Annotated in this window: 27 protein-coding genes; 15 read left to right on the top strand and 12 right to left on the bottom strand. The window is 71.5% G+C overall.

The genetic code is table 11. The features are described from left to right. Window positions 1-40: 40 nt before the first annotated feature. The 9 genes from NJ376_RS24930 to NJ376_RS24890 are packed head-to-tail and all read right to left on the bottom strand — an operon-like array spanning window position 41 to window position 6,153. On the bottom strand, window positions 41-607 hold the full coding sequence (locus tag NJ376_RS24930) for a HupE/UreJ family protein (protein WP_252955993.1): 567 nt from the start codon (window positions 605-607) through the stop codon (window positions 41-43). Next, on the bottom strand, window positions 607-1,227 hold the full coding sequence (gene ureG / locus NJ376_RS24925; protein ID WP_252955992.1) for an urease accessory protein UreG: 621 nt from the start codon (window positions 1,225-1,227) through the stop codon (window positions 607-609). The genes NJ376_RS24930 and ureG overlap by 1 nt, the downstream gene beginning before the upstream one ends. Before the next feature lie 23 nt (window positions 1,228-1,250). After that, window positions 1,251-1,997 carry an urease accessory protein UreF gene (locus NJ376_RS24920; RefSeq protein ID WP_252955991.1) on the bottom strand — a complete coding sequence of 249 codons (747 nt, stop codon included), beginning with the start codon at window positions 1,995-1,997 and terminating at the stop codon, window positions 1,251-1,253. Beyond that, the gene (locus tag NJ376_RS24915; RefSeq protein ID WP_252955990.1) at window positions 1,927-2,436 is read right to left on the bottom strand and encodes an urease accessory protein UreE; all 510 of its coding nucleotides are present in this window, start codon (window positions 2,434-2,436) and stop codon (window positions 1,927-1,929) included. The genes NJ376_RS24920 and NJ376_RS24915 overlap by 71 nt, the downstream gene beginning before the upstream one ends. Beyond that, the gene (locus NJ376_RS24910; protein ID WP_252955989.1) at window positions 2,429-2,926 is read right to left on the bottom strand and encodes a GIY-YIG nuclease family protein; all 498 of its coding nucleotides are present in this window, start codon (window positions 2,924-2,926) and stop codon (window positions 2,429-2,431) included. Before NJ376_RS24910 ends, NJ376_RS24915 begins: the two co-directional genes overlap by 8 nt. A gap of 7 nt (window positions 2,927-2,933) precedes the next feature. Then, window positions 2,934-4,646 carry an urease subunit alpha gene (gene ureC / locus NJ376_RS24905; protein WP_252955988.1) on the bottom strand — a complete coding sequence of 571 codons (1,713 nt, stop codon included), beginning with the start codon at window positions 4,644-4,646 and terminating at the stop codon, window positions 2,934-2,936. Further along, window positions 4,646-4,951 carry an urease subunit beta gene (locus tag NJ376_RS24900; RefSeq protein WP_252955994.1) on the bottom strand — a complete coding sequence of 102 codons (306 nt, stop codon included), beginning with the start codon at window positions 4,949-4,951 and terminating at the stop codon, window positions 4,646-4,648. Before NJ376_RS24900 ends, ureC begins: the two co-directional genes overlap by 1 nt. A gap of 8 nt (window positions 4,952-4,959) precedes the next feature. Continuing rightward, window positions 4,960-5,262 (bottom strand): urease subunit gamma, encoded by a 303-nt coding sequence (locus NJ376_RS24895; protein ID WP_252955987.1) that lies wholly within the window; start codon window positions 5,260-5,262, stop codon window positions 4,960-4,962. 42 nt (window positions 5,263-5,304) lie between these two features. Next, on the bottom strand, window positions 5,305-6,153 hold the full coding sequence (locus NJ376_RS24890) for an urease accessory protein UreD (protein WP_252955986.1): 849 nt from the start codon (window positions 6,151-6,153) through the stop codon (window positions 5,305-5,307). Window positions 6,154-6,574: 421 nt separating this feature from the next. On the opposite strand from NJ376_RS24890, the gene NJ376_RS24885 reads away from it, so the two are divergent. From NJ376_RS24885 to NJ376_RS24830, 12 genes are all read left to right on the top strand, one after another. After that, window positions 6,575-7,081 (top strand): ureidoglycolate lyase, encoded by a 507-nt coding sequence (locus NJ376_RS24885; RefSeq protein WP_252955985.1) that lies wholly within the window; start codon window positions 6,575-6,577, stop codon window positions 7,079-7,081. Between the two features lie 95 nt (window positions 7,082-7,176). Next, window positions 7,177-7,416: a hypothetical protein gene (locus tag NJ376_RS24880; protein ID WP_252955984.1), complete on the top strand. Its 240-nt coding sequence runs from the start codon at window positions 7,177-7,179 to the stop codon at window positions 7,414-7,416. A 9-nt stretch (window positions 7,417-7,425) separates the two neighbouring features. Then, complete coding sequence (locus NJ376_RS24875; RefSeq protein WP_252955983.1) at window positions 7,426-8,346, top strand: polysaccharide deacetylase family protein; 921 nt, start codon at window positions 7,426-7,428, stop codon at window positions 8,344-8,346. A gap of 355 nt (window positions 8,347-8,701) precedes the next feature. Beyond that, a complete protein-coding gene (locus NJ376_RS24870) occupies window positions 8,702-10,009 on the top strand; it encodes an AmpG family muropeptide MFS transporter (RefSeq protein WP_252955982.1) in 1,308 nt (435 codons plus the stop codon). Between the two features lie 13 nt (window positions 10,010-10,022). Continuing rightward, window positions 10,023-10,370, top strand: a complete 348-nt coding sequence (locus NJ376_RS24865; protein ID WP_252955981.1) for a DMT family protein — start codon at window positions 10,023-10,025, stop codon at window positions 10,368-10,370. A gap of 278 nt (window positions 10,371-10,648) precedes the next feature. Next, complete coding sequence (locus tag NJ376_RS24860; RefSeq protein ID WP_252955980.1) at window positions 10,649-10,849, top strand: hypothetical protein; 201 nt, start codon at window positions 10,649-10,651, stop codon at window positions 10,847-10,849. A 144-nt stretch (window positions 10,850-10,993) separates the two neighbouring features. Further along, window positions 10,994-12,112, top strand: a complete 1,119-nt coding sequence (gene ald / locus NJ376_RS24855) for an alanine dehydrogenase (RefSeq protein WP_252955979.1) — start codon at window positions 10,994-10,996, stop codon at window positions 12,110-12,112. A 215-nt stretch (window positions 12,113-12,327) separates the two neighbouring features. Further along, window positions 12,328-12,954 (top strand): LolA family protein, encoded by a 627-nt coding sequence (locus NJ376_RS24850; protein WP_252955978.1) that lies wholly within the window; start codon window positions 12,328-12,330, stop codon window positions 12,952-12,954. Between the two features lie 101 nt (window positions 12,955-13,055). Continuing rightward, window positions 13,056-13,829, top strand: a complete 774-nt coding sequence (locus tag NJ376_RS24845; protein ID WP_252955977.1) for a gamma-glutamyl-gamma-aminobutyrate hydrolase family protein — start codon at window positions 13,056-13,058, stop codon at window positions 13,827-13,829. A gap of 464 nt (window positions 13,830-14,293) precedes the next feature. Further along, a complete protein-coding gene (locus NJ376_RS24840; RefSeq protein ID WP_252955976.1) occupies window positions 14,294-14,980 on the top strand; it encodes a fumarylacetoacetate hydrolase family protein in 687 nt (228 codons plus the stop codon). Between the two features lie 163 nt (window positions 14,981-15,143). After that, entirely contained in the window at window positions 15,144-15,953 is an 810-nt protein-coding gene (locus NJ376_RS24835; RefSeq protein WP_252955975.1) for an exodeoxyribonuclease III, read from the top strand. Between the two features lie 422 nt (window positions 15,954-16,375). Next, entirely contained in the window at window positions 16,376-17,071 is a 696-nt protein-coding gene (locus tag NJ376_RS24830) for a response regulator transcription factor (protein WP_252955974.1), read from the top strand. 111 nt (window positions 17,072-17,182) lie between these two features. On the opposite strand, the gene NJ376_RS24825 is transcribed toward NJ376_RS24830, so the two are convergent. Next, the gene (locus NJ376_RS24825) at window positions 17,183-17,692 is read right to left on the bottom strand and encodes a DinB family protein (RefSeq protein ID WP_252955973.1); all 510 of its coding nucleotides are present in this window, start codon (window positions 17,690-17,692) and stop codon (window positions 17,183-17,185) included. Window positions 17,693-17,787: 95 nt separating this feature from the next. Here NJ376_RS24825 and NJ376_RS24820 point away from each other — a divergent pair, with 95 nt between their 5' ends. Continuing rightward, entirely contained in the window at window positions 17,788-18,651 is an 864-nt protein-coding gene (locus NJ376_RS24820) for a LysR substrate-binding domain-containing protein (protein ID WP_252955972.1), read from the top strand. A gap of 124 nt (window positions 18,652-18,775) precedes the next feature. On the opposite strand, the gene NJ376_RS24815 is transcribed toward NJ376_RS24820, so the two are convergent. Further along, on the bottom strand, window positions 18,776-21,958 hold the full coding sequence (locus NJ376_RS24815) for an efflux RND transporter permease subunit (RefSeq protein ID WP_252955971.1): 3,183 nt from the start codon (window positions 21,956-21,958) through the stop codon (window positions 18,776-18,778). A gap of 23 nt (window positions 21,959-21,981) precedes the next feature. Next, window positions 21,982-23,148 carry an efflux RND transporter periplasmic adaptor subunit gene (locus NJ376_RS24810; RefSeq protein WP_252955970.1) on the bottom strand — a complete coding sequence of 389 codons (1,167 nt, stop codon included), beginning with the start codon at window positions 23,146-23,148 and terminating at the stop codon, window positions 21,982-21,984. A gap of 134 nt (window positions 23,149-23,282) precedes the next feature. On the opposite strand from NJ376_RS24810, the gene NJ376_RS29060 reads away from it, so the two are divergent. Both NJ376_RS29060 and tsaB read left to right on the top strand, forming a co-directional pair. Beyond that, window positions 23,283-23,894 carry a TetR/AcrR family transcriptional regulator gene (locus NJ376_RS29060; protein ID WP_370288622.1) on the top strand — a complete coding sequence of 204 codons (612 nt, stop codon included), beginning with the start codon at window positions 23,283-23,285 and terminating at the stop codon, window positions 23,892-23,894. Window positions 23,895-24,121: 227 nt separating this feature from the next. After that, a partial coding sequence (gene tsaB, locus NJ376_RS24805) for a tRNA (adenosine(37)-N6)-threonylcarbamoyltransferase complex dimerization subunit type 1 TsaB (protein WP_252955969.1) occupies window positions 24,122-24,625 on the top strand: 504 nt, incomplete at its 3' end.

Raw genomic sequence — 24,625 nt, 5'->3', positions numbered from 1 at the left:
AGCTGATCGGATATCGCGCCAGGGCGCCGCCCGGTCAGGTTCAGCCGACCAGCGCCAAGGCGAGGCCCGCTGCCGCGGTCGCGCCGCCCGCGAGCTGCGCCGCGCGGCGCGCCCAGGGGGCGAAGGGCCGCGCCAGCGCCAGGCCGAGGCCATGCAGCGCCGCCGTGGCGACCAGGAAGCCGGCGACATAGAGGGCGGCCGAGCCGCCCGGCAGCTCCGCGCCATGCGCCGCGCCGTGCAGCAGGCCGAACAGCGCGGCAAGGCCCGCCATGGCGCCGAGGGGCAGCCGCACCGCCAGCGCCGTCAGCGCGCCGAGCACGATGAGCGAGGCGAGGATGCCGGCCTCGACGCCCGGCAGGGCGACGCCCGCCATGGCCAGGCCCGCGCCCGCCGCCATGGCGGCGAGGAAGGCGCCCGGCAGGGCGAAGCGCGCCGCGCCGCCCAGCAGCCCGCCGAGCAGGCCGACCGTGACCATCGCCAGCAGGTGGTCGAGGCCGAGGAAGGGGTGGGCGAGGCCGGCGGCGAAGCCGTGCTCCAGCCCATGGCCGGGATGCGCGAGGGCCGGCAGCGGCGCGAGCAGCGCCGCGGCGAGGAGAAGGGCGCGCATCAGGCGGCCTGCCGGCGGGCGATGCCGCCCTGGTCCAGGATGAAATTCGCGATCTCGGCCACGCCGGTATTCTCCTTCAGGTTGGTGAAGATGAAGGGCCGCTGCCCGCGCATCCGGCGCGCGTCGCGGTCCATCACGGAGAGATCGGCGCCGACCAGCGGCGCCAGGTCGATCTTGTTGATGACGAGCATGTCGGAGCGGGTGATGCCCGGCCCGCCCTTGCGCGGGATCTTGTCCCCCGCGCTGACATCGATGACGTAGAGGGTGAGGTCCGCCAGCTCCGGGCTGAAGGTGGCGGCGAGGTTGTCGCCGCCGCTCTCGATCAGCAGGATCTCCAGCGCCGGGAAGCGCTCCGTCATCTCCTGCACCGCGGCGAGGTTGATGGAGGCGTCCTCCCGGATCGCGGTGTGGGGGCAGCCGCCGGTCTCCACGCCGGCGATCCGGCTCGGCTCCAGCGCCCCGGCGCGGGTCAGGAATTCGGCGTCTTCCTTGGTGTAGATGTCGTTGGTGATGACGGCGATGTCGTGGGTGGCGTGCAGATGGCGACAGAGCCGCTCCGTCAGCGCCGTCTTGCCGGAGCCGACAGGGCCGCCGATCCCGACGCGGAATGGTCCCCGCATGGGGCGTGGCTCGGCGGACGGGCTCATGAGCGGAACAGCCTCGTGTACTGGGTTTCGTGGCGCATGGAGAGCAGGTCCAACATGGGCGCCGCCGTGCCGAGACTGTCAAGCCCGGCAGCCTCGGCGGCGTCGGCGGCGGCCTCCACCACGGGGTGCAGGGCGGCCGTGGCGATCTGGCCGTCCGTCTGGCCGAGCGGCACCAGCCGGACCCCCGCCGAGACGAGGTTGGCGGCGAAGCCGGAGAGGAAGCCGGTGAGGGCGGGGCGGAGCGGGATGCCGTGGCAGCCGGCCGCGGCGCCGAAGGCGACGGGATGCGCCAGCGCACGGGGGTGGCGGGCAGCGAAGGCGGCGAGGCGCGGCTCCGGCCAGGCGGCGAGGGTGACGCTGGTGAAGGCGGTGCCCTGCGCCATGGTCTCCAGCGCCGTCTCCGCCGTGCCGCGCCAGGCGGCGGCGAGGCGGGCGGCCGCGTCCAGCGCCGCGTCGTCGCCGGAAGCGGCGGCGCGCCAGGCGGCCACCAGCAGGGCGGCATCCACGCGGCCGGCACCGTCCCGCAGCACGGTGGCGACATAGGCGAGGAGCTCGGCACGGGTCCTCACCGCGCCATCCTCCACGGCGCGTTCCAGCCCATGGCTGTAGGTATAGGCGCCGATGGGATAGGCGGGGGAGAGCCAGGCCAGCAGGCGGTAGAGCGGCGCGCCCTCAGTGGTGGTGGTCGTCATCGCCGTGGTGGTGGTGGTGGTGATGGCCGGGCTGGCGGTTGTGCTCGCCATAGGCGCCGCCTTCCGGGTCGAAGGGCGCGCTGATGCGGCGCGTCGCGGCGCCGAGGCCCTGCAGCATGGCGAGGATGACATGGTCGTCGCGGATCAGGATGCGGCTGCCCTCGATCTGCGCCGGCAGGTGCCGGTTGCCGAGATGCCAGGCGAGGCGGGCGAGCTGCTCCGGCGTCTCGGCGGTGATCTCCACCAGCGGCTCCGGCGCCGCCCGCACCAGGATGACGCCGCCGCCCTCCAGCAGCAGCCCGTCGCCCTGGCGCAAAGCCGTGGCGGCTTCGAGGTCCAGCAGGAAGACGAAGCCGTCCTCCGCCACATAGCGCTTGCGGCGGCGGAAGCGGTCGTCGAAGTCGAGCGTGACGGTGTGACGGGCGGTGCGCTCCACCCAGCCGCCGGCGGGGAGAACCTGGGTGGCGCGGGGGAGAATGGTGTCACTCATTCTGCTTAAGTTCCCAGCGTCGGACGGATGAAGAGTAGGTCTTTCTCTTGCGGTCTGCCGGCTTATTCCACGGTGGCTGGAACTTCCAGATGAGAGCCATCTCTTCGAGAAGAGCTAGAGACACTTCCTCGCCCAATAGCCCAACAACATCGCACTCTTTTGCCCAGACAGCTATTTCGTACCCGGCGGATTGGAGCTGCCTGATCTCACGGGCATGCTCCCATCCCTTTTGTCTTGTACGGCCGTTGAAACCGATCCTGTCGTGCTGATCGCAACGCTTCCTCAGCGTGTCCCCCGCGATGCCGATATAGCAAGGTGGACCCACAAGAACCCCGTGCCGGTCTTGTTTGATCCACATGTAAACACAAGTGCCGTACCTGGCCTCGTCGATCAGATCGAAGCTGATCTTCCCATTAGGGCCACCGATAATTTTCCCGGCCAGAGCGAAGTTCAGGGCAGCAAGTTGCTGCTCAAGGCAGATTTCGGACACGCGAACCTCAGAACAGGAAGTAGCGCTGCGCCATGGGCAGCAGCTTCGCCGGTTCGCAGATCAGCAGCTCGCCATCGGCGCGGACCTCGTAGGTCTCGGGGTCCACCTCGATCCGCGGCAGGGCGTCGTTCAGCACCATGCTGCGCTTGCCGATGCCGCCGCGGGTGTTCTCCACGGCGAGGAGCTGGCGCTGCAGGCCGAGCTTGTCCCCGATGCCATGCGCCAGCGCCGCCTTGGAGGTGAAGGTGACGCTGCTCGCCACCATCGCCTTGCCGAAGCCGGCGAACATCGGGCGGTAATGGATGGGCTGCGGCGTGGGGATGGAGGCGTTGGGGTCGCCCATCGGCGCCATGGCGATGGAGCCGCATTTCAGCACCAGGTCCGGCTTCACCCCGAAGAAGGCGGGCGACCACAGCACGAGGTCGGCCAGCTTGCCCAGCTCCACGCTGCCGACATGGGCGCTGATGCCCTGGGCGATGGCGGGGTTGATGGTGTATTTCGCGATGTAGCGGCGGACGCGGAGATTGTCGTTCTCGCCCTTCTCCTCCTTCAGCCTTCCGCGCTGCTGCTTCATCTTGTGCGCGGTCTGCCAGGTGCGGATGATCACCTCGCCCACCCGGCCCATGGCCTGGCTGTCGGAGCTCATCATGGAGATGGCGCCGAGGTCGTGCAGGATGTCCTCGGCCGCGATGGTCTCCTTCCGGATGCGGCTCTCGGCGAAGGCCACGTCCTCCGGGATGCGCGGGTCGAGGTGGTGGCAGACCATGAGCATGTCGAGATGCTCGTCCACGGTGTTCACCGTGTAGGGCATGGTCGGGTTGGTGCTGCTCGGCAGGAAGTTGGGTTCGCCCACGACTCGTAAAATGTCCGGCGCGTGGCCGCCGCCGGCGCCCTCGGTGTGGAAGGCCTGGATGGTGCGGCCGCCGATGGCCTTGACGGTGCTTTCGACGAAGCCGCTCTCGTTCAGCGTATCCGTGTGGATGGCCACCTGCACGTCCAGCGCATCCGCCACGCTGAGGCAGGTGTCGATCGCCTTCGGCGTGGTGCCCCAGTCCTCATGCAGTTTCAGGCCGCAGGCGCCGGCCAGGATCTGCTCCTCCAGCCCTGCCGGCAGCGCCGCATTGCCCTTGCCGAGGAAGCCGAGATTGACCGGGAAGCTCTCGGCCGCCTGCAGCATGCGGGCCATGTGCCAGGGCCCGGGCGTGGCGGTGGTGGCCAGCGTGCCATGGGCGGGGCCGGTGCCGCCGCCGAACATGGTGGTGATGCCGCTGGCCAGCGCCTCCTCGATCTGCTGCGGGCAGATGAAGTGGATATGCACATCCAGCCCGCCAGCCGTCAGGATGCGGCCCTCGCCCGCGATGATCTCCGTGCCTGGGCCGATGATGATGTCGACGCCCGGCTGGGTGTCCGGGTTGCCGGCCTTGCCGATGGCGGCGATGCGGCCATCCTTCAGTCCCACATCCGCCTTGAAGATCCCCGTATGGTCGAGGATCAGCGCGTTGGTGATGACGGTGTCCATGGCGCCGCCGGCGCGCGTCACCTGGCTCTGCCCCATGCCGTCGCGGATGACCTTGCCGCCGCCGAATTTCACCTCCTCCCCATAGGTCGTCAGATCGCGCTCCACCTCGATGATGAGATCGGTATCGGCCAGGCGCAGGCGGTCGCCCGTGGTCGGGCCATACATGCCGGCATAGGCGGCGCGGGAGATGCGGCTGGGCATCAGACCTGTCCTTCCGTCTCGCCGCGGAAGCCGTGGACGGTGCGGCTGCCGGCATAGGGGATGAGGCGCACTTTCCGCGTTTGCCCCGGCTCGAACCGCACCGCGGTGCCGGCGGCGATGTCGAGGCGGCGGCCCCTGGCCTTCTCGCGGTCGAAGGCGAGGGCCGGGTTGGTCTCGGCGAAATGGTAGTGGCTGCCGACCTGGATGGGCCGGTCGCCGGTATTGCCGACCTCGAGCTCGATGGCGTCGCGGCCGGCATTCAGCTCGATCTCGCCCGCGGCGGGGAGGAGTTCGCCAGGGACCATCGGGGCGCTCACCGGATCGGCTCGTGCACGGTGACGAGCTTGGTGCCGTCCGGGAAGGTCGCCTCCACCTGGATCTCGCGGATCATCTCGGGGATCCCTTCCATCACCTGGTCCCGCGTCAGCACGCGGGCGCCGTCGCGCATCAGCTCCGCCACGCTGCGGCCGTCGCGCGCCCCTTCGACGACGAAGTCGGTGATCAGCGCCACGGCTTCCGGGTGGTTCAGCTTCACCCCGCGTTCCAGGCGACGGCGCGCCACCTGCGCCGCCATGGCGATCAGCAGCTTGTCCTTCTCGCGCGGCGTCAGGTTCATGCCCTCTCCCTCATCCCCGCACCGATCATGGCCCGCCTCCCCTCACGTCGTCCACAGCCGCGGCAGGCGCGGTGGCAGGCCGAGCTGCGCCGCGCGCAGCGCGAGGATCGCCGCCGCCACCGCCTCCCGCACCGCGCCCGCCGGGCCCAGCCAGCGGGCCAGCAGCAGCCCGGGGCGCGGCAGGGTGGCGCCGCCGGGGGCGCGCTCCGGCAGGGCGCGCAGCACATCCCGTGCCGCTTCCGCCGCGCCGCCCGCCAGCAGCAGCGTGCCCAGCGCCTCCGCGCCCGCGAAGCCGAAGGGGGCGGCGAGGCGGGCGGCGAGATCGCCCTCCAGCGCCAGCGCATCCATCCAGAGCAGCCCGTCCGGGCCTTCCAGCCGCCAGGCATCGAACACCATGCCGCTGGTCATCCGCTCGCCACGGGCGGCGCGGCCGAAGACCAGGGTCTCGGCGGCCAGCAGAAGCGCGCCGGGGGCGAGATGCGCGACCATGCGGCGGCGCAGCCTCGCCCCGTCGAACAGGATGGTCTCCTGCGGGATCCATTCCAGCACGGCACCGGGGCCGAGCTGCAGCGCGCTCTCCACCCGCGTCTCCGGGCCGAGGCTGCGATAGACCTTCTCCGCCGCGGCGGTGCTGAGCGTGGCGCGGGCATTGGCCTCCAGCCGCACGGATTGGCGCAGGGAATCGCCGCCGGCGAGGCCGCCCGCGCAGTTCAGCACGGCGGCGGTCAGCGCCTCATCCGGCTCCGGCACCGGGAAGAGCACGCGGGCGGGGGCCTGCTGGTAGAGATCCCGCAGCGCGGTGCCGCGCGGCCCGGCGGCGAGGTGCAGGTCGAAGGCGCCCTCGGCACGCTGGTGGCGGGGTGGCGGGGCGTCGGGCAGGTCGCGGGGCATCGGGCGCATCCTCGCATGCGGCGCGGCGGCCGGGAATGTGATGCGCGGAGCGGCAAAAGCGCCGCAATCTGCTCGGCCTCTGGGCAGAAGCGGGGCTCCGCCCCGTGCCCCGGCAGGAGGCGCTGCCTCCTGCACCTCCGCCGGGGCCCGGACCTGGCCCCGGACCCCGGTCCGAATCTGGGACCCGTGGGTTCGGCCTGCCGACTCATGCCCGGGCGGCGAGCGCGGCACCTTCCTTGCCTTCATGGCCTTGGTGGACAATCTGCCGGTCTCCCTCTTCCGCTCCTCGGCGCGGACGGACATGCTGCGCATCCGCATGTGGGGCATGCGGATGTCCGCGTGGCTGCCGTCGCCGGCACGCTGATCTTCCATGCCTTCGTGCTGATGGAACGCCTGACCGGCCTGACGAGAAGGATGCGGGATGATCCTGCGCGCCGAACCCCTGACCTCCGCCGCCTTCCTGCCCTTCGGCGAGGTGATCGAATGCCCGGAAGTGCCGGGCCGCACCTATTTCGAGGATGCGCTGGCCAATCTGCGGCCGGGCGCGCGGCCCTCGATCTCGCTGACGGTGAAGGCGCCGCTGACGGCGCTGCCGCTCCGCTCCACCACCATGGAGCGGCATGAGTTCAGTTCGCAAAGCTTCATCCCGCAGGAAGGCGGGCGGTGGCTGGCGATCGTCGCGCCGCATGCGGCGGATGCGCGCGGCGGAGCCGCATCCAACTCGATACCGGACATGGCGCGGGCGCGGGCCTTCCTCTGCGGGCCGCGCCAGGGCGTGACCTATGGCGCCAATGTCTGGCACCACCCCTTCACCGTGCTGGACCGGGAGGCGCGCTTCGTCATCGTCATGTGGCGGGACGGCACCAAGGCGGATGAGGAATTCGTCGAGGTGCCGCCCTTCGAGGTGGAGCTGCCCGCAGGTGGCTGAGCGCCGGGCGCTGCTGCTGCTGCCCCTCCCTCGCCCCGGCCGCCGCCCTGGCACAGCAGCCGCACTGGCTGGTCGGCCGCTGGGTGGGGGAGGCGGTGGGGGCTTCCGGCAACAACCGCCGCACCCTGCTGGTCTCCGCCGTCGCCGCGGATGGCACGGCGACGGGAAGCTGGGGCCGCGCCCCGGCGCGGATCAGCGTGGCGGGAGAGGTGGTGACGGTGCTGGACCATGAGGGCCAGCAGACCACCCTGCGCCGCACCGGGCCCGACCGGCTGGAGGGCCAGGGCCAGGCGGGATCCCGCCGCCTCTACGCCCTCATCCTCGATCGGCAATAGGGGGACAGGATGCCCTATGAGGTGAAGCGGGACTTCATCGGCTACGGCGCCAACCCGCCGGACCCACAATGGCCCGGCGGAGCGCGGCTGGCGGTGAATTTCGTCATCAATTACGAGGAAGGCTCGGAGCCCTCCTTTGCCCTCGGCGACGGCATGACGGAGACCGGGCTGACCGAGGCGCATGGCGGGAGCCAGGTGAAGTCCGGCCGCGACCTCGCCGCGGAGGGGATGTTCGAATACGGCTCCCGCGTCGGCTTCTGGCGGCTGCACCGGCTGTTCCAGGAACGCGGGTTGCCGCTGACCATCTTCGGCTGCGCCCTGGCGCTGGAGGCGAATCCGGCGGCGGCGGCGGCGATCCGCGCCGCGGGCTACGACATCTGCTCCCATGGCTGGCGCTGGGTGAAGCATTTCGAGCTGTCGGAGGCCGAGGAGCGCGAGCATATCCGCAAGGCGGTGGAAAGCCTGACGCGGACGGTGGGCCGCCCGGATGGCTGGTATTGCCGCTACGGGCCGAGCGTGAACACCCGCCGCCTCGTCGTCGAGCATGGCGGCTTCCTCTATGACAGCGACTATTATGGCGAGGAGCTGCCCTTCTGGGTGACGGTGGAGGGCAGGCCGCAGCTCGTCGTGCCCTACTCGCTCACCAACAATGACGGGAAATATGCCGGCTGGATGGGCACCAGCGACCAATGGTTCTCCTACATCCGCGATGCCTTCGACATGCTGTATGCCGAAGGGGCGAGGACGCCGAAGATGATGTCGGTGGGGCTGCATATGCGCCTGATCGGCCACCCGGCGCGGGCCATGGGGCTGCAGCGGCTGCTGGACTACATGATGCAGCGGAAGGACGTGTGGATCGCCCGGCGCGTCGATATCGCGAAGCACTGGCAGGCGGTGCATCCCCATCCCGGCAAAGGGCTGAACGAATGATGCCCGGCTCGGAAAGCCTTTGCTGTCCGAGCCAGGTATCGCGCGCAGGGTTGGTGCGGCGGCTGCGCGCCAGACCGAAGGACATGCCGGCCGCGCGCCCTTGACCGGCATCGGCCGGCATTTCCCGGGGCTGGTACGAGCGGACGGCGCCGGGCCTTCCGCCACGACGGGCGCAGCGCGGGACCGGGCCATGGGGCGGGCTGCGCGGCAAGGGCGGGCGGCGTTGCCTCGCATCGCCATTGGCACATCACGACGGCCGCCTGCGACGACGCATGAGCACGCCCCGCTGCAGGCAGGGGCCAGGGCGGCGCAGGGCCCATAGCCACCATGCCCCGCTTTCGGCTATCCGCTGCCGATGCTCCGGGACCGGCGTTTCCTCCTGCTCCTCGCCCTCGGCTTCTCCGCCGGCGTGCCCCTGCCGCTCGTCGCCGGCCAGGTGCTGCGGCAATGGTTCACCGAAAGCGGCCTCTCCCTCTCGGCCATCGGCCTCACCGCGCTGATCGGCTTGGCCTATGCCAATAAGTTCCTCTGGTCCCCGGCGCTGGACGCGGTGCGGCCGCCCCTGCCGCTGGGCCAGCGGCGCGGCTGGCTGCTGGCGATCCAGGCGGGGCTCGTCGCCGCCATCCTCGGCGTCTCGGCCACCGACCCCAGCGAGGGCGCGGGGCTGACCGTGGCGCTCGCCGTGCTCGTCGCCTTCCTCTCCGCCAGCCAGGACATCGTGGTGGATGCCTGGCGCATCGAGATGCTGGGCGAGGATGCGGAGCGCCAGGCCTATGGCCTCGCCGCCTATGTCTGGGGCTACCGGCTGGCGCTGCTGGCCAGCGGCGCCGGCGTGCTCTTCCTGGTGCAGGGGCTGGGCTGGCAGGGCGCCTATGCCGCCGCCGCGCTGCTGATGCTGCCGGGCATGGCCGCCGCCCTGGCCGGGCCGGACACCCCGCGGCCGGTGGCCGCCGCGCTCGGCTGGCGGGCGCGGCTGCGCGCCTCGGTGCTCGATCCCTTCGCGGAATTCCTCGGGCGGCGGGGCTGGCTCGCCATCCTGCTCTTCGTCTCGCTGTTCAAGCTGGGCGAGGCGCTGGCGGGGGTGATGACCACGCCCTTCTACCGCTCCCTCGGCTTCACCCGGGAGGATGTGGCGAGCGTCGCCACGGTGTTCGGCATGGGTGCGACCCTGCTGGGCGCGCTGGCGGGGGGCTGGCTGGTCGGGCGGCTCGGCACCGGGCGGGCGCTGGTGCTGACCGGGCTCGGGCAGATGCTGTCCAACCTCATGTACCTGGCGCTGGTCGGCGGCGGGCGGGACATGCCGATGCTGTTCGCCCAGGTGGGGGTGGAGAGCTTCACGGACGGGTTGGCGGATGCGGCCTTCCTCACCTACCTCTCCGGCCTCACCAGCCGGGCCTTCACCGCCACGCAATACGCGCTGCTCTCCTCCCTGGCGGCGGTGCCGCTCCGGACGCTGGGGGCCGGCTCGGGCTGGCTGGCGGAGAGCCTGGGCTGGTCCGGCTTCTTCGTGCTGACCACGGTGGCGGCGCTGCCGGCCATGGGCATCATGCTGTGGCTGCTGCGCGCCCTGCCGATCGGGGGCGCCGCCCCCGAACCCTGGGCAGGAGGCGCTGCCTCCTGCACCTCCGCCGGGGAGAAGGCTTCTCCCCGGACCCCGCCCTGAGTTGGATCCCCGCATGAACCCTGCGCATCTGCTGCCGCCGCTGCTGCTGATCGGCAGCAACGTGCTGATGACCTTCGCCTGGTACGGGCATCTCAAGCGGCCGGCCTGGCCGATGTGGCTGGCGATCATCGCCTCCTGGGGCATCGCCTTCTTCGAATACTGTCTGGCGGTGCCGGCCAACCGGATCGGCTATGGCGCCTATACCGGCCAGCAGCTGAAGGTGATGCAGGAGGTGGTGACGCTCGCGGTCTTCGCCGGCTTCTCCGTGCTGGTGCTGGGGGAGCCGCTGCGCTGGACCTACCTGGCCGCCATGGTCTGCCTCATCGCCGCCGTCGGCTTCATCTTCCTGCCGGTGGAATGATACCCGCTCGGGAAGCCCTCGCTTTCCGGGCCGGGGATCGCGCGCAGGGTGGGTATGGCGCCGCGCCTGTGGGCCGATCCCGGTCGGCATTGCGCGCGGCCGGCATGAGGCCGGCATGAGGCCGGCAGGCGGCACCGCGATCCCGCTGGATGCAACAGTCGTTGTTTCGATAGGGCTGGGCCGTGCGCCACAGCCTGCCATCCCGGCCCGGCCGCGCCTGAACGCCCCCCCCGCCGCATCGCGCGGCGCAGGCGGCGATTGGCGGTGCGGGGGCCGGGGTGACCCACCCTGAAACCGATCCGGACCGGGCCGAGCGGCGGGTGGCCCGCCAGCCTGCCGTCATCGGGGAGCCGGACCGGGACAACCACCCACCCGCGGCGACATGGGGGCGCGAGGTGCCGAAGACGCGCCGCCGCAGCCTGGAACTGGCGCGGGCGCATCTGCGCATCGAACGCCAGGGGCGCGGCCTGCCGCCCTGAAGGGCGCCGCGCGGCGCTGCCGCGGCATCGTGATGGCGGGGCGCCCGCCGCGGCCGCGCACGCCACGCGGCGCGGGCGGGAACATGCCTTCCGGCAGCCAGGACGCGGACCCACATCCCTCCCGGTCACGAGGGAGGAAAGCGCATGCTCATCGGCGTCCCGCGGGAGGTGAAGAATCACGAATACCGCGTCGGACTGGTCCCCGCCTCGGTGCGGGAACTGACCAGCCGGGGTCACCGGGTGCTGGTGGAGACCGGCGCCGGGGCCGGGATCGGCTTCCCCGACGCCACCTATGCCGCCGCCGGCGCCGCCATCGCCCCCAACGCCGCGCAGATCTTCGCCACGGCCGAGCTGGTGGTGAAGGTGAAGGAGCCGCAGCCGGCGGAATGGCAGCAGCTCCGCCCCGGCCAGATCCTCTTCACCTACCTGCACCTGGCGCCGGACCCGGAGCAGACGCGCGGCCTGCTGGAGAGCCGCTGCACCGCCATCGCCTACGAGACCGTGACCAGCCCCGAGGGCGGCCTGCCCCTGCTGGCGCCGATGAGCGAGGTGGCGGGCCGCATGGCGGTGCAGGTGGGCGCCCGCTGCCTGGAGAAGGAGCTGGGCGGGGCGGGCATCCTGCTCTCCGGCGTGCCGGGGGTGCCGGGGGCGCGGGTGGCGATCCTCGGCGGCGGCGTGGTCGGCTCCAACGCCGCGCGCATCGCCGCCGGGATGCGGGCCCGGGTGGTGGTGCTGGACCGCAGCCCGCGGGTGCTGGATGCGCTGGACCGGGAATTCGGCGGCCAGGTCGCCACCCTCTTCGCCACGGCGGAGGCGGTGGAGCAGGCGGTGACGGAGGCGGACCTCGTCATCGGCGCCGTGCTGGTGCCGGGGGCGGCGGCGCCGCGGCTGGTGACGCGGGCCATGCTGGGCGCGATGCGGCCGGGCAGCGTGCTGGTGGATGTGGCGATCGACCAGGGCGGCTGCTTCGAGACCTCCCGCCCCACCACCCATGCGGAACCGACCTATGTGGTGGACGGCATCATTCATTACTGCGTCACCAACATGCCGGGGGCGGTGGCGCGGACCAGCGCGGTGGCGCTGAACAACGCGACCCTGCCCTTCGTGGTGCAGCTGGCGGAACTGGGCTTCCCGGGGGCGCTGGCGGCCAACCCGCATCTGGCGCAGGGGCTGAACCTGCAGGCCGGACGGATCGTCCACCCGGCGGTGGCGGCGGCGATGGGGATGGAGCCCCTGCCGCTGGCGGCGGCGCTGGCGGGGTGAGGCCGGGGGCGCCGCCCCCGGGCCCCCGGCAGAGGGCACTGCCCTCTGCACTCCCGCCGGGGCCAGGACCTGGCCCCGGACCCCGGTGTGAGTCGGCAGGCCTGGACGGCGGGCGGCGGGGAAAGTGCCGGCAATGCTGCCCGTTCGACTTTCCTCCCGGTGGATTTTCCGCCGTGCGCCTTTTCCCTGCCGCACTCCCTTGCCACATCCGGCCCATGCAGCGTCGCGCCCTTTTCGCCCTTCCCTTCCTCCTGCCTCCGCTCACCGCCCTGGCGCAGCAGGCTTCGCTTTCGGACCGCGACCGCGCCGACCTGGCCCGGGCGGAGGCCTGGATGAACGCCCTGCAGAGCCTGAAGGCCCGCTTCCTGCAGATCGGCCAGAATGGCGGCTCGGCGGAGGGCACGGGCTGGATCGTCCGGCCCGGCCGCATGCGCTTCGAATACGATCCGCCGGAACCTTTGCTGTTGATCGCCAGCCACGGCCAGTTCTTCTATTTCGACAAGCAGCTCCGCCAGGCGACCACCGTGCCGCTCGCCGCCACGCCGCTCGGCATCCTGCTGAGCGACAATCTGCGCTTCTCCGGCGATATCACGGTGACGCGGGTGGAACGCGCCAGCGGCTTGCTGGGCATCACCCTGTTCCGCACCGGCCGCGCGGCGGAGGGAAGGCTGACCCTGATCTTCTCCGACCAGCCCATGGAGCTGAAGCAATGGGCGGTGGTGGATGCGCAGGGGCAGGAGACGCGGGTGAGCCTCTACCAGCCGGAATATGGCGGCCGCTTCCCCTCCAGCCTCTTCGAGTTCAACGACCCGCGCTTTCGCGAACAACTTGGCATTCCGTGAGCAGACCTCGCCTGACTGTGCCGAATCGCATGGCAGATTCGTTTTCCGTTCAGGCATCTGCATCTTGATCGTGCCGCAATCGCGGGGGAAGCTTACGGGTGATGAAGCCGCTCATTGGCATATCCTGCTGCGTCAAGCCTTTCGGTATCTTCGCGACGCCGAATCACGCTGCCTCCGACAGCTACATCCGCGTGGTGCTGGGGCCGGTGGATGGCATTCCCGTGCTGCTGCCCGCGGCCGGGGAGGCGCTGGTGCCGGAGATCCTGCCGCGGCTCGACGGGCTGATCCTTACCGGCAGCCGCTCCAATGTCTGCCCGGAGTATTACGAAGGCCCGCCGCATGCGGAGGGCACGCCGGAGGACAAGGCGCGGGACGCCACCACCCTGCCGCTGATCCGCGCCGCCATCGCCGCCGGCCTGCCGCTGCTGGCCATCTGCCGCGGCTTCCAGGAGCTGAACGTGGCCCTCGGCGGCAGCCTGAACCAGCGGGTGCAGGACCTGCCGGGGCGGATCGACCATTCCACCCCCTCCGACCAGCGCTTCGCCAAGGTGCGGACGGCGAAGGCGCACAATGTCCGGCTGCTGCCGGGCAGTTTCCTGGCGGAGCTGTCCGGCCGCACCGAGATTCCGGTCAATTCCCTGCACAACCAGGGGGTTGCCCGGCTGGCGCCGCGACTGGCGGCGGAGGGCTGGGCGCCGGACGGCACGATCGAGGCGGTGCGGGTGAAGGATGCGCCCGGCTTCGCCTACGGCATCCAGTGGCACCCGGAATATGATTGGGAAACCGATTCGCTGAGCCGCACCCTGTTCGAGCGATTCGGCGCCGCAGCGACGGCCTGGGCGGCCCGCCGCGCCCTGCCCCAGGCGGCCGAGTAGAACACAACTATCGCGTGCGCCGACCCCGCTGAAGTAGAGCGGAACGTGTACGGGAGGCCGTCTCTTCCGCTGCCGCTGCCCGTTCGCTGCCGAATCCTGTCACGTCCGCGCGAAATCGACCTCGTCATACAACTTAATTCGCAGAGTCGCGCAATAGCCTTTTGCGTCTTTGAGAACAACACGCTAGTCTATCGACACCAGCCCCCCCAAATAGGCTGGAGGTCGATGTCCGGACTCCCCTGCCGGCTCGCCCGACCTTTCCGATCGGAAACTACCAACGGCGCCCGGACACCCCCCTGTCCGGGCGCTTTTTTATCGGCAGATACACGGCCTTCAAAGAAGATCTTAAAGTATCACTTTAAGTCCTGGCAGCCGGCTGTGGCAGCGCGGCAGAGCGGGGCCGGGGGCTATCCGGCTCCTGGCGGCCGCTGCTATGGCAGGGGCGTGCAAGGAAGGGTCCCGCCATGTCGGACTACGTCATCGCCCCGCCGGTGATCGCCGCCCTGCCCATCAAGGGCAGCAGCCAGATGTTCCCGGTGCGCCGCATCTTCTGCGTCGGCCGCAATTACGCGGAACACGCCATCGAGATGGGCAGCGACCCGACCCGCGAGCCGCCCTTCTACTTCACCAAGCCCGCCGATGCGCTGGTGGTGAACGACGCCGACATGCCCTACCCGCCCATGTCCAAGTCGCTGCACCACGAGATGGAGCTGGTGGTGGCGATCGGCTCGGCCGGGGCGAATATCAGCGTGGCGGACGCCCTGGGCCATGTCTGGGGCTATTGCGCGGGCCTGGATATGACCCGGCGGGACCTGCAGAACGAGGCGAAGAAGACCGGCCGCCCCTGGGACATGGGCAAGGGCTTCGACCACTCCGCGCCGATGGGCGCGCTGGTGCCGGCGAAGGGCATCGATCCCTCGAAGGGGAGGATCGAGCTGAAGGTGAACGGCAAGGTCGTGCAGACCTCCGATCTCTCCAAGCTGATCTGGAGCGTGCCGGAGGTGATCTCCAACCTCTCCCACCTGGTGCGGCTGGCGCCGGGCGACCTCATCATGACCGGCACGCCGGAAGGCGTCGGCCCGGTGGTGAAGGGCGATGTGCTGGAAGGCTTCGTCGAGGGCGTGGGCGAGGTGCGGACGCGCATCGTCTGATATTCCCCACGACGCCGCTGCGCGGCGCCGCGGGGCCCCGGGAGTCGCTGCCTGAGCGGCGACTCGCACAGCCTGCCGCGGCAGAGCCGCGGCAGGACAACGGGCGGCGCCGGATCGGCCGCCGTGTCTTGATCACCTCGGCGGGAGCCTGTAGCGCGGGGGGATGACCGCGCTCCGCATCGCCACCTGGAACATCAACTCCGTCCGACTTCGCCGCCCGCTGCTGAACGAGCTGGTCGCCGCCCTGGCGCCCGACGTGCTCTGCCTGCAGGAGACAAAATGCCCGGATGAGCTCTTCCCGCTGGAGGAGCTGAAGGCGGCGGGGTTTCCCCACATCGCCCATCGCGGGATGAAGGGCTACAACGGCGTCGCCATCCTCTCCCGCATCCCCTTCACCGTGCGGGCGGAGGATCCCGACTGGTGCGGCAAGGGGGATTGCCGGCATCTCGGCGTGGCGCTGGATCTGCCAGGCGGGCCGCTGGAGCTGCACGATTTCTACGTGCCCGCCGGCGGCGACGTGCCGGACCCCAAGGTCAATCCGAAATTCGCCCACAAGCTGGATTTCGTGGCGGAGGCGACGGCCTGGAACCTGGAACGCGGGCCGGCGCGGCGGGCGGTGATGGTGGGCGACCTCAACATCGCGCCGCTGGAGCATGACGTCTGGAGCCACAAGCAGCTCCTCGACGTCGTCTCCCACACCCCGGTGGAGGTGGCGGCGCTGACCGCTTGGCAGCAGGCGGGGGCGTGGCATGACGCGGTGCGCCACTTCGTGCCGGCGGAGCAGAAGCTCTATACGTGGTGGTCCTACCGGGCGCGGGACTGGGAAGCCTCGGACCGCGGGCGGCGGCTGGACCATATCTGGGTCAGCCAGGACCTCGCCGGCGGGCTGCGGCGGCATGCGGTGCTGAAGCCGGCCCGCAACTGGCCGCAGGCGAGCGATCATGTGCCGGTGATGGTCGAGCTGGACCTCTAACTCCCCGCGACGCCGCTGACGCGGCGCCGCGGGGACCCCGGTTTTCGCCCCGGGCGGGCGCTGCGCGCCGCTGCGGGGCCCGTGCAGGCTCTGCGGCCAGGGTCTCGCACAGCCTGTCGCGGCAAAGCCGCGCCAAGGCAACGGGCGGCGCGGATGACAAGGAAGCGTCTTTCAGGCCCGGCAACGGCATGGCCGGTTCGGCCGGGCGTGCGTCGGGGCGTTTCGGGCCAGCGCGACGCCGTGCTCGCGCCGTGCGGCGGGTCGGACCCTGACGCGGCATTGGTCCCGCAACGGGCCGGTTGTCCCCCTACATGTCCGCCCTGCGCATCGATCTGGTGACCCGCGTCACGGACAGGCAGGGCAGCGCCCTTCAACTTCCGCGCCATGCCGGACCCCGGCCCCTGCCAGCGTGGAGACAAGCCATGGCCCCCCGCCCCATCCTGATTGTCGAGGACGACGCCGCCCTTGCCGACACCCTCTTCGAGCAGTTGGGCCTGGAGGGCGAATTCGCGCCCGAGGTGGCGGGCAGCCTCGCCGCGGCCGCCGAGAGGCTGGCCGGCGCCCTGCGCTTCGACGCCATCCTGCTGGACCGCGGCCTGCCGGACGGGGATGGCGCGGAATTCTGCGCGCGGCTGCGCGAGGCGGGCCGGCAGATGCCGATCATCATGCTCACCGGCCGGGACCGGGAGGAGGATGTGGTGCAGGGCCTGGATGCGGGCGCCAATGACTACCTGGCGAAGCCCGTCCGGTTGAGCGAGCTGCTGGCGCGGCTGCGCGCCCAGCTCCGCATCCATGACAATTCGGAGGACGCGATCTTCCCGATCGGCCCACACCTCTTCCGCCCCTCGGCGCGGCTGCTGGTGGAACCGACCGGCAGGCGCAAGGTGCGGCTGACGGCGAAGGAGAGCAGCATCCTGAAATTCCTCTACCGCGCTGGCGGCCGCCCGGTGCCGCGGCAGATCCTGCTGCAGGAGGTCTGGGGCTACAACCCGACCATCTCCACCCACACGCTGGAGACACATATCTACCGCCTGCGGCAGAAGCTGGAGCCGAACCCCTCCCGCGCGCAGCTCCTGCTGACCGAGAGCGGCGGCTATTGCCTGGCGGCCGGGGCGTAGAGGAATCGCGGACCAGGCGGACTCGCCTGGCGACCCGGCGCCCAGGGGCGGCCCCGGGCGGCTTGGCATCGGCACGGCCAGCGGGAAGCCGAGGGGACGGCCCCCTCCCCGTCAGGCCGTGGCCGCCCGCTGCATCGCCAGCAGGTCGAGCGAGGCCGGCTCGGCCACGCCCAGCCGCGTCAGGATGGCGTGGGCCTGGCCGCGATGGTGGGTCTGGTGGTTGAAGAGATGCGCCAGGGCCTGCCAGCGCCTCTGGCGGTGCGGCGTCCCCTTCGTGGTGGCGTAGCTGAACTCGGCCTCCAGCTCTGCCGGGCCCAGGCTGGCGACATGGGCAATCAGCCGGGCATCCTCCGCCTCCCGCGCCGCGCGGAGGGCGGGCAGGTCGTCATGCAGGATGGCGTCCAGCCGGTCCGGCGCCTCGCCCCGCCCCTCCATGCGCTTCAGCCAGATGCGGTCGGCCACCAGCAGATGGTTCAGCGTGCCGTGCAGGCTGCCGAAGAAGGCGCCGGCCGGCTGCCGGTAGAGCGCGTCGGGCAGTGCCGCCGCCTCGGCGTAGAGGCGCCGGTTGGCCCAGCGATTATAGGCCGCCAGCATGCGGAAATTCTCGGCCAGCGTGGTCACCTCCCCCTCTCCCTCTGCTGAGAAGGTCTCCAGCCTAGCCCGCTGCCTGCGCTTGCCCGTAGTGAGTTGTCGCGCCAGGGTGCTGAGACGATCTCATGTTTCCCCAGGCCTCGCCGCGCGCCCTGCGCGCCTTCGTCGAAGTGGTCCGCCGGCGCGGCATTGCCCCGGCGGCGCGGGTGCTGGGCGTCTCGCCCTCCGCCGTCTCCCACCTGCTGCGGGAGCTGGAGGCGGGGCTCGGCACCAGCCTGTTCCGCCCCGGCAGCCGGCGCGGCGCGCTGACCGAGGCGGGGGAGCGGCTCTTCGCTGGCATCGGCGATGCCTTCGACCGGATCGACCGCGCGGTGGCGGAGCTGGGGCGGCGGGGCGGGGAGGTGCGGGTTTCCACCCTTTCCAGCTTCGCCACGCTGTGGCTGGTGCCGCGGTTGCCGAGGCTGCAGGCGGCGCTGCCGGGGCTGCGCGTGCTGATCGCCACGGAGACGCGGGTGGTGGACCTGGCCGCCGAGCCCTTCGACTGCGCCATCCGCTGGGGGATGGGGGATTGGCCGGGGCTCAGCGTGGCGAAGCTGGTGCCGGAGGTGCTGGTGGCGGTGGCCGGGCCGGGGCTGCTGGCAGGAAGGGAGGGGGCGCCGGACCTCGCCGCCCTGCCCCGCATCGCCGCCCGATCCCGGCCGGAGGATTGGCCGCTGCTGCTGGCGGCGATGGGACGCCGCGAGGAGGCGGCGCCGGGCCTGGTGTTCGAGACCAGGGCGCTGGCGGTGCGCGCGGCGATCGCCGGGCTGGGGGCGGCGGTGGTGGATCGCGGGTTGGTGGCGGATGCGCTGGCGGCGGGACATCTGGTGCAGGTCTCGCCGGTGACGGTGGCGCGGCCGGAGGCGCATTTCTTCGTCGCCCGGCCGGAGGCGCTGCGGGAGAAGGCCGTCAGGGGGTTCCGGGATTGGCTGGTGGCGGAGGCGGGCTGAGGGAGAGCGCCGCTCCCCCTCAGCCCGGCAGGTTCAACCGCCCGAACCCAAACTCATGGTTTCCAAAGGCCCTTCGGCCGTTGGCGGGGTGAGCTCGAGAGGGCAGAGCCCCTCTCGAACCCGGTCAATGCGCCGGATGCGGCGCCGCCCCGTGCCCTGCCGCCACCTTCCGCTTCCGCGCCATGGCCCGCGCCACGACGTAGAAGACCGGGGTGAAGAGCAGGCCGAAGCCCGTCACCCCCAGCATGCCGGCGAAGACCGCGGTGCCGAGGCTTTGGCGCATCTCGGCGCCCGCCCCCGTGGCCACCGCCAGCGGCAGCACGCCGAGGATGAAGGCGAGCGAGGTCATCAGGATGGGCCGCAACCGGGTCCGCGCCGCCGCGGCCGCCGCCTCCCACCGCGTCATCCCCTCCGCCTCCGCCGCGCGGGCGAATTCGACGATGAGGATGGCGTTCTTCGCGGCAAGGCCGACCAGCACGACCAGCCCGACCTGGACCAGCACGTTGTTGTCGAGCCCCCGCCACAGCACGCCGGCGAGCGCCGCGAGCACCGACATCGGCGCGATCAGCACCACCGCCAGCGGCAGCAGCCAGCTTTCATAGAGCGCCGCCAGCAGCAGGAAGACGAAGACCACCGCGAGGCCGAAGGCGATGGGCGCGGTGTTGCCCTGCTGCGTTTCCTGCAGCGCGATCTCCGTCCATTCATAGCCGAAGCCCTCCGGCAGCCGCTCCGCCAGCAGCTTCTGCATGGCGGCGATCGCCTGGCCGGTGGAGACGCCCGGCTTGGCCGCGCCCTGGATCTCGGCCGCGGGGTAGAGGTTGTAGCGCGGCACGCGATAGGGCGCGGTGTCGTCGCGGAACTCCGCCAGGGCGCCGATCGGCACCATCTCCCCATCGTCGTTCCGCGTGCGCAGCAGGGCCACGTCGCGCGGGGTGCGGCGCTGGTTCTCCTCGGCCTGGGCCGTGACGCGGTAGGTGCGGCCGAGGATGTTGAAGTCGTTCACGAAGATCGACCCGAGATAGTAGGAGAGGGTCTCCGAGACGCGGGCCAGCGGCACGCCCAGCACCTCCGCCTTGGTCCGGTCCACCTCGGTGCGCAGGGTCGGCGTCGAGGTGTTGAACAGGGTGAAAGCCATGGCGATTTCCGGCAGCCCGTTGGCGGCGCCGACGATCTGCCCGGTGGCCTGTTCCAGCGCCCGCGCGCCCTGGCCCGTGCGGTCCTGGACATAGAGCTTGAAGCCGCCGCCGGTGCCGATGCCGGGGACGGAGGGCGGCGGGATGACGAGGGCGAGCGCCTCCCGCTCCTCGCCGAGGCGCCGCTGCACCTCCCCGATCAGGGCAGGGTAGGAGATGCCATGGGCGACGCGCTCCTCGAAGGGCTGCAGGCCGAGGAAGATCACGCCGGTATTCGGCGCGTTGGTGAAGGTGGCGCCGTCGAAGCCGACGAAGGCGACCGCGTCCTTCACCCCGGGGATCTGCAGCACGGTCTCCGAGGCGCGGCGGATCACCGCATCCGTCCGGGCGAGGGAGGCGCCCGGGGGAAGCTGGAAGGCGGCGATCAGGTAGCCGCGGTCGAGCGGCGGGATCAGGCCGGTCGGCGTGCTCTGCACGGTATGGCCGGTGAGGCCGAGCAGGCCGGCATAGAGCACCAGCAGCACCGCCGAGAACCGCACCAGCCGGCGGGTCAGCGCGCCATAGCCGAAGGACAGCGCATCGAACAGCCGGTTGAAGCCGCGGAAGAACAGGCCGAAGGGCGCGAAGAGAAGGCGCCACGGCCCGCGCAGCTCGCCATGGCCGTGCGGCTTCAGCAGCAGCGCGGCCAGGGCGGGAGAGAGGGTGAGGGAGACCAGCGCCGAGAGCAGGGTGGCGACGGCGATGGTCACCGCGAACTGGCGGTAGAAGGCGCCGGCGATGCCCTCGATGAAGGCCGTCGGCACGAAGACGGCGCAGAGCACCAGGGCGATGGCGATCAGCGCGAAGCCGACCTCGTCCATGGTGCGCTCCGCCGCCTCCCGGGCCGGCATGCCATCCGCCAGGTGGCGCTCCACATTCTCCACTACCACGATGGCGTCATCGACGACGATGCCGATGGCGAGGATCAGGCCGAACATGGACAGCGTGTTCAGCGAGAGCCCCAGCGCCCCGAGGAAGGCGAAGGTGCCGATGATGGAGACCGGGATGGCGAGCAGCGGGATGATGGCCGCGCGCCAGGATTGCAGGAAGAGGATGACCACCAGCACCACCAGCACCACCGCCTCGGCGAAGGTGTGGGTGACGGCCTCCATGCTCTGGGCGATGAAGCGCGTCGGGTCATAGACCACGCTGTAGGTGAGGCCGGAGGGGAAGCTGCGGGACAGCTCCTCCATGGTGGAGCGCACCGCATCCGCGGTGGCGAGCGCGTTGGAGCCCGGCCGCTGGTAGATGACGATGGCGGTCGCCACCTTGTTGTTCAGCAGCGCGTTCACCGTGTAGTCCTGGCTGCCCAGCTCCACCCGCGCCACGTCCTTCACCCGGAGCGGCGCGCCGCCCGTGCCGGTGGTGATGACGATCTCGCCGAACTGCTCCGGCGTCAGCAGCCGCCCCAGCGCCTGGACGTTGATCTGGAAGGCCTGGCCGGTGTTGTCGGCGGTCGGCGGCTGGTTCAGCCCGCCCGCCGCCACCTGCAGGTTGGCGCGGCGCAGCGCCGCCACCACCTCGCCCGGCGTCAGGCCGCGGGCGGCGATGCGCGCCGGGTCCAGCCAGATGCGCATGGCGTAGTCGCGCGCGCCGAAGACCTGCGCATCGCCCACGCCATCCAGCCGCGCCAGCCGGTCCTTCACGTTGATGGTGGCGTAGTTGGAAATGTATTGCTGGTCGCGGCTGTCATCCGGCGAGAGCATGTGCACGACCATCAGCAGGTCGGGCGAGGCCTTGCGGACGACGATGCCGAGGCGCTGCACCTCCTCCGGCAGCCGGGGCAGGGCGACGGCGGTGCGGTTCTGCACCAGCACCTGCGCCTGGTCCACATCCGTGCCCTGGCGGAAGACGACGTTGATCGTCAGCTTGCCGTCGCCGGTGGCCTGGGAGGAGATGTAGAGCATGTTGTCGACGCCGTTGATCTCCTGCTCCAGCGGCGTCGCCACCGTTTCCGAGATCACCTGGGCGGAGGCGCCCGGATAGGTCGCGGTGACGGTGACGGTGGGGGGTGCGATCTCCGGATACTCGCTGATCGGCAGCCGGAAGCCGGCGATGGCGCCGATCAGGGTGATGGCGATCGAGATCACCGCGGCGAAGACCGGCCGGGCGATGAAGAAGCGGGCGAGGCGCATGGCAGCTCTCCTCTAGCCCGCGGTCAGCGGGATTCGGCGAGCTGGGGGGCATCGCCGATGCGCCCCAGCTCCGCCGTCACCCGGGCGCCCGGCCGGGCGCGGTGCAGCCCGGCGATGATGACGCGGTCCTCGGGCGTGAGGCCGCTGCGCACCAGGCGCAGCCCGTCGATGACCGGGCCGAGGGTGACCTGCTTCGGCACCACCGTGCCATCCGCCGTCACGGTCAGCACCATGCGGCTGGCCTGGTCCGCGGCGATGGCGGCATCCGGCACCAGCAGCGCCTCCGCCTCGCCGGCCCAGAGGCGGAGCCGGGCGAAGCTGCCGGGGGTGAGGAACAGGTCCGGGTTGGGCAGCACGGCGCGGGCGCGGACGGTGCCGCTGCGGGCGTCGAGCGCGGTATCCAGGAAGTCGATGCGGCCCTTGTGGTCGAAGCCCGTCTCATCCACCAGGCGGAGCTGCACCGGGGTGTTGCCCGGCTCGCGGTCCGGCCGGCGCGCGCCGCTCTGGGTCTGCCGGGCGAGGCGGAGGTAGTCCGCCTCGCTCATGTCGAAGCGGGCATAGATCGGGTCGAGCGTCAGGATGGTGGTCAGCAGGGTGGTGTTGGCCTGGACCAGGTTGCCGGCATCCACCCGGCGATCGGAAACGCGGCCGGCATTGGGGGCGCGCACCTCGGTCCAGCTCAGCTCCAGCTCCGCATTGCGCTGGGCGGCGCGGGCGGCGTCCAGCGCCGCCACCGCGTCGCGCTGGGCGGCGCGGCGACTGTCGAGCTGGGCTTCGGGCGCGAAGCGGTTGCGCACCAGGGGGATGGTCCGCTCGATCTCCTGGTTGGCGAGGTCGAGCTTGGCCTCGGCCCGCGCCACCTCGGCGCGGGCGGCCTCGAGGGCGATCTCGAAGGGCCGGCGGTCGATGGTGAAGAGCAGGTCGCCGGCGCGGACGAGCTGACCGTCGCGGAAATTCACCTTGTCCACCTGGCCGGAGACGCGCGGGCGCAGCTCCACCCGGGCGAAGGGTTCGAGACGGGCAATGTGCTCGTCCCATTCCGTGACGTTCCGCTGCAGCGGCTGGGCCACGGTGACGGGGGGCGGGGTGGGTGCGGTCTGGGCAAGGGCCGCCAGGGGCGAGGAAACCGCGAGGGCGAAGGCCAATGGGGCCAAGGTCTTGCCCAGGGTCTTGCGCGGAAGGGTGGGCATTGCTTATCTCCGGGGCCGGATGATACCGACCGGTTCGTCCCATTGATACGAACCGGTCAGTCTCTTTGCAAGAGGGCGGGCATCCGAATTGGGTGCAGCCCGTTAGAACCGGGCCGGAAGGCAGGAGGTGCGCCGTGACCGAGGACCGCAAACCCACCCTGCGCGGGAAGCGCAGCGCGGCGGAAAGGGTGCGCGAAGCCGCGAAGGATCTGTTCTACCGCCAGGGCATCCACGCCACCGGCGTGGAGGAGGTGTGCCGGGTGGCCGGCACCACCAAGATGGGCCTTTACCGCAGCTTCCCCTCCAAGGACGCGCTGGTGGAGGCGGTGCTGGAGGAGCAGTGCGAGGCGGGCGAGGCGCTGTATGACGAGACCATGGCGCTGCCCGACCCGCGGCAGCGGCCCTGGCATTACGTGGAGCAGGCGGCGGCGCTGCTGCGCAGCCCGGGCTTCCGCGCCTGCCCCATGGCGATCGTCACGGTGGAATTCCCGGATGCGGAGCACCCGGCGCGGAAGCTGATCGACAAGCACCGGCAGATCAAGCGGGACCGGCTGCGGCGGATGTGCGCCGAGGCGGGGGCGGCGGAATCCCTGGGGGATACCCTGCTGCTGCTGCTGGAAGGGGCGTTCAGCTCGGCGGCCTATCTGGGGAATGAGGCGGCGGCGGAATCGCTGGAACAGGCGGCGCGGGCGCTGCTGACGGAGGCCTATGGGCCGCGGGAGGGGCTGGCGGCTCCGGCCGCGTAACTTCCCCGGGCCGGCGGGTCGCACCGCCGGGCGGCAGGCCGATACCGGGGTCTGGGGGCGGTCCATCCCCGGCCTGGCTCGCGGCACGGCCCCATTCCCGGTTTGTCTTTCCATCCGAGCATTTCTGTTCGCAGGCGTTTGTCGAAAACGCGCCGGGTATTGTTTGGCGAGCAGATTCAGGCCTCCGGGCGATGCCGCCCTGCGGCGATCTGCCCTAGATTGCCGGGATGCCTGCCCCGGTCTGGATTCTTGCCCTGGATGCCTCCCTCGCCCGCTGCTCCGCCGCGGTGGCCGCCGATGGCGCGACCCGCGCCGCGCGGCTGGCGGAGGGCGATCGCGGCCATGCCGCGCTGCTGCCCCCGATGGCGGAGGCGGTGCTGGCCGAGGCCGGGCTGAAGGCCACCGAGCTGGCCGCCGTGGCCGCCATCGTCGGCCCGGGCGGCTTCACCGGGCTGCGCGCCGCCCTGGCGCTGGCGGAGGGCATCGCCCTGGCCGCCGGCTGCCCCGGCATCGGCGTCACCACCGGGGAGGCGCTGGCCGCCGCCCTGCCCCCTGCCCTGCGCGACGCCCACGAGGTCTGGAGCGCCATCGACACCAAACGCGGCCGGGTGGTGCTGGAACGCTTCCCCGCAGGGGCCGCGGCGGCCGCCGGCCCGGCCGAGACCCTGGCGCCGGACGCCCTGCCGCCGCCGCCGCCCGGGCTGCTGCTGGTCGGCGATGCCGCCGCCGCC

This window comes from Siccirubricoccus soli, assembly GCF_024178315.1.
Taxonomy (GTDB): Bacteria; Pseudomonadota; Alphaproteobacteria; order Acetobacterales; family Acetobacteraceae; genus Siccirubricoccus; species Siccirubricoccus soli.
The sequence above is the reverse complement of the archived record's forward strand: the minus strand, read 5'-3'. Positions and strand labels throughout refer to the sequence as shown.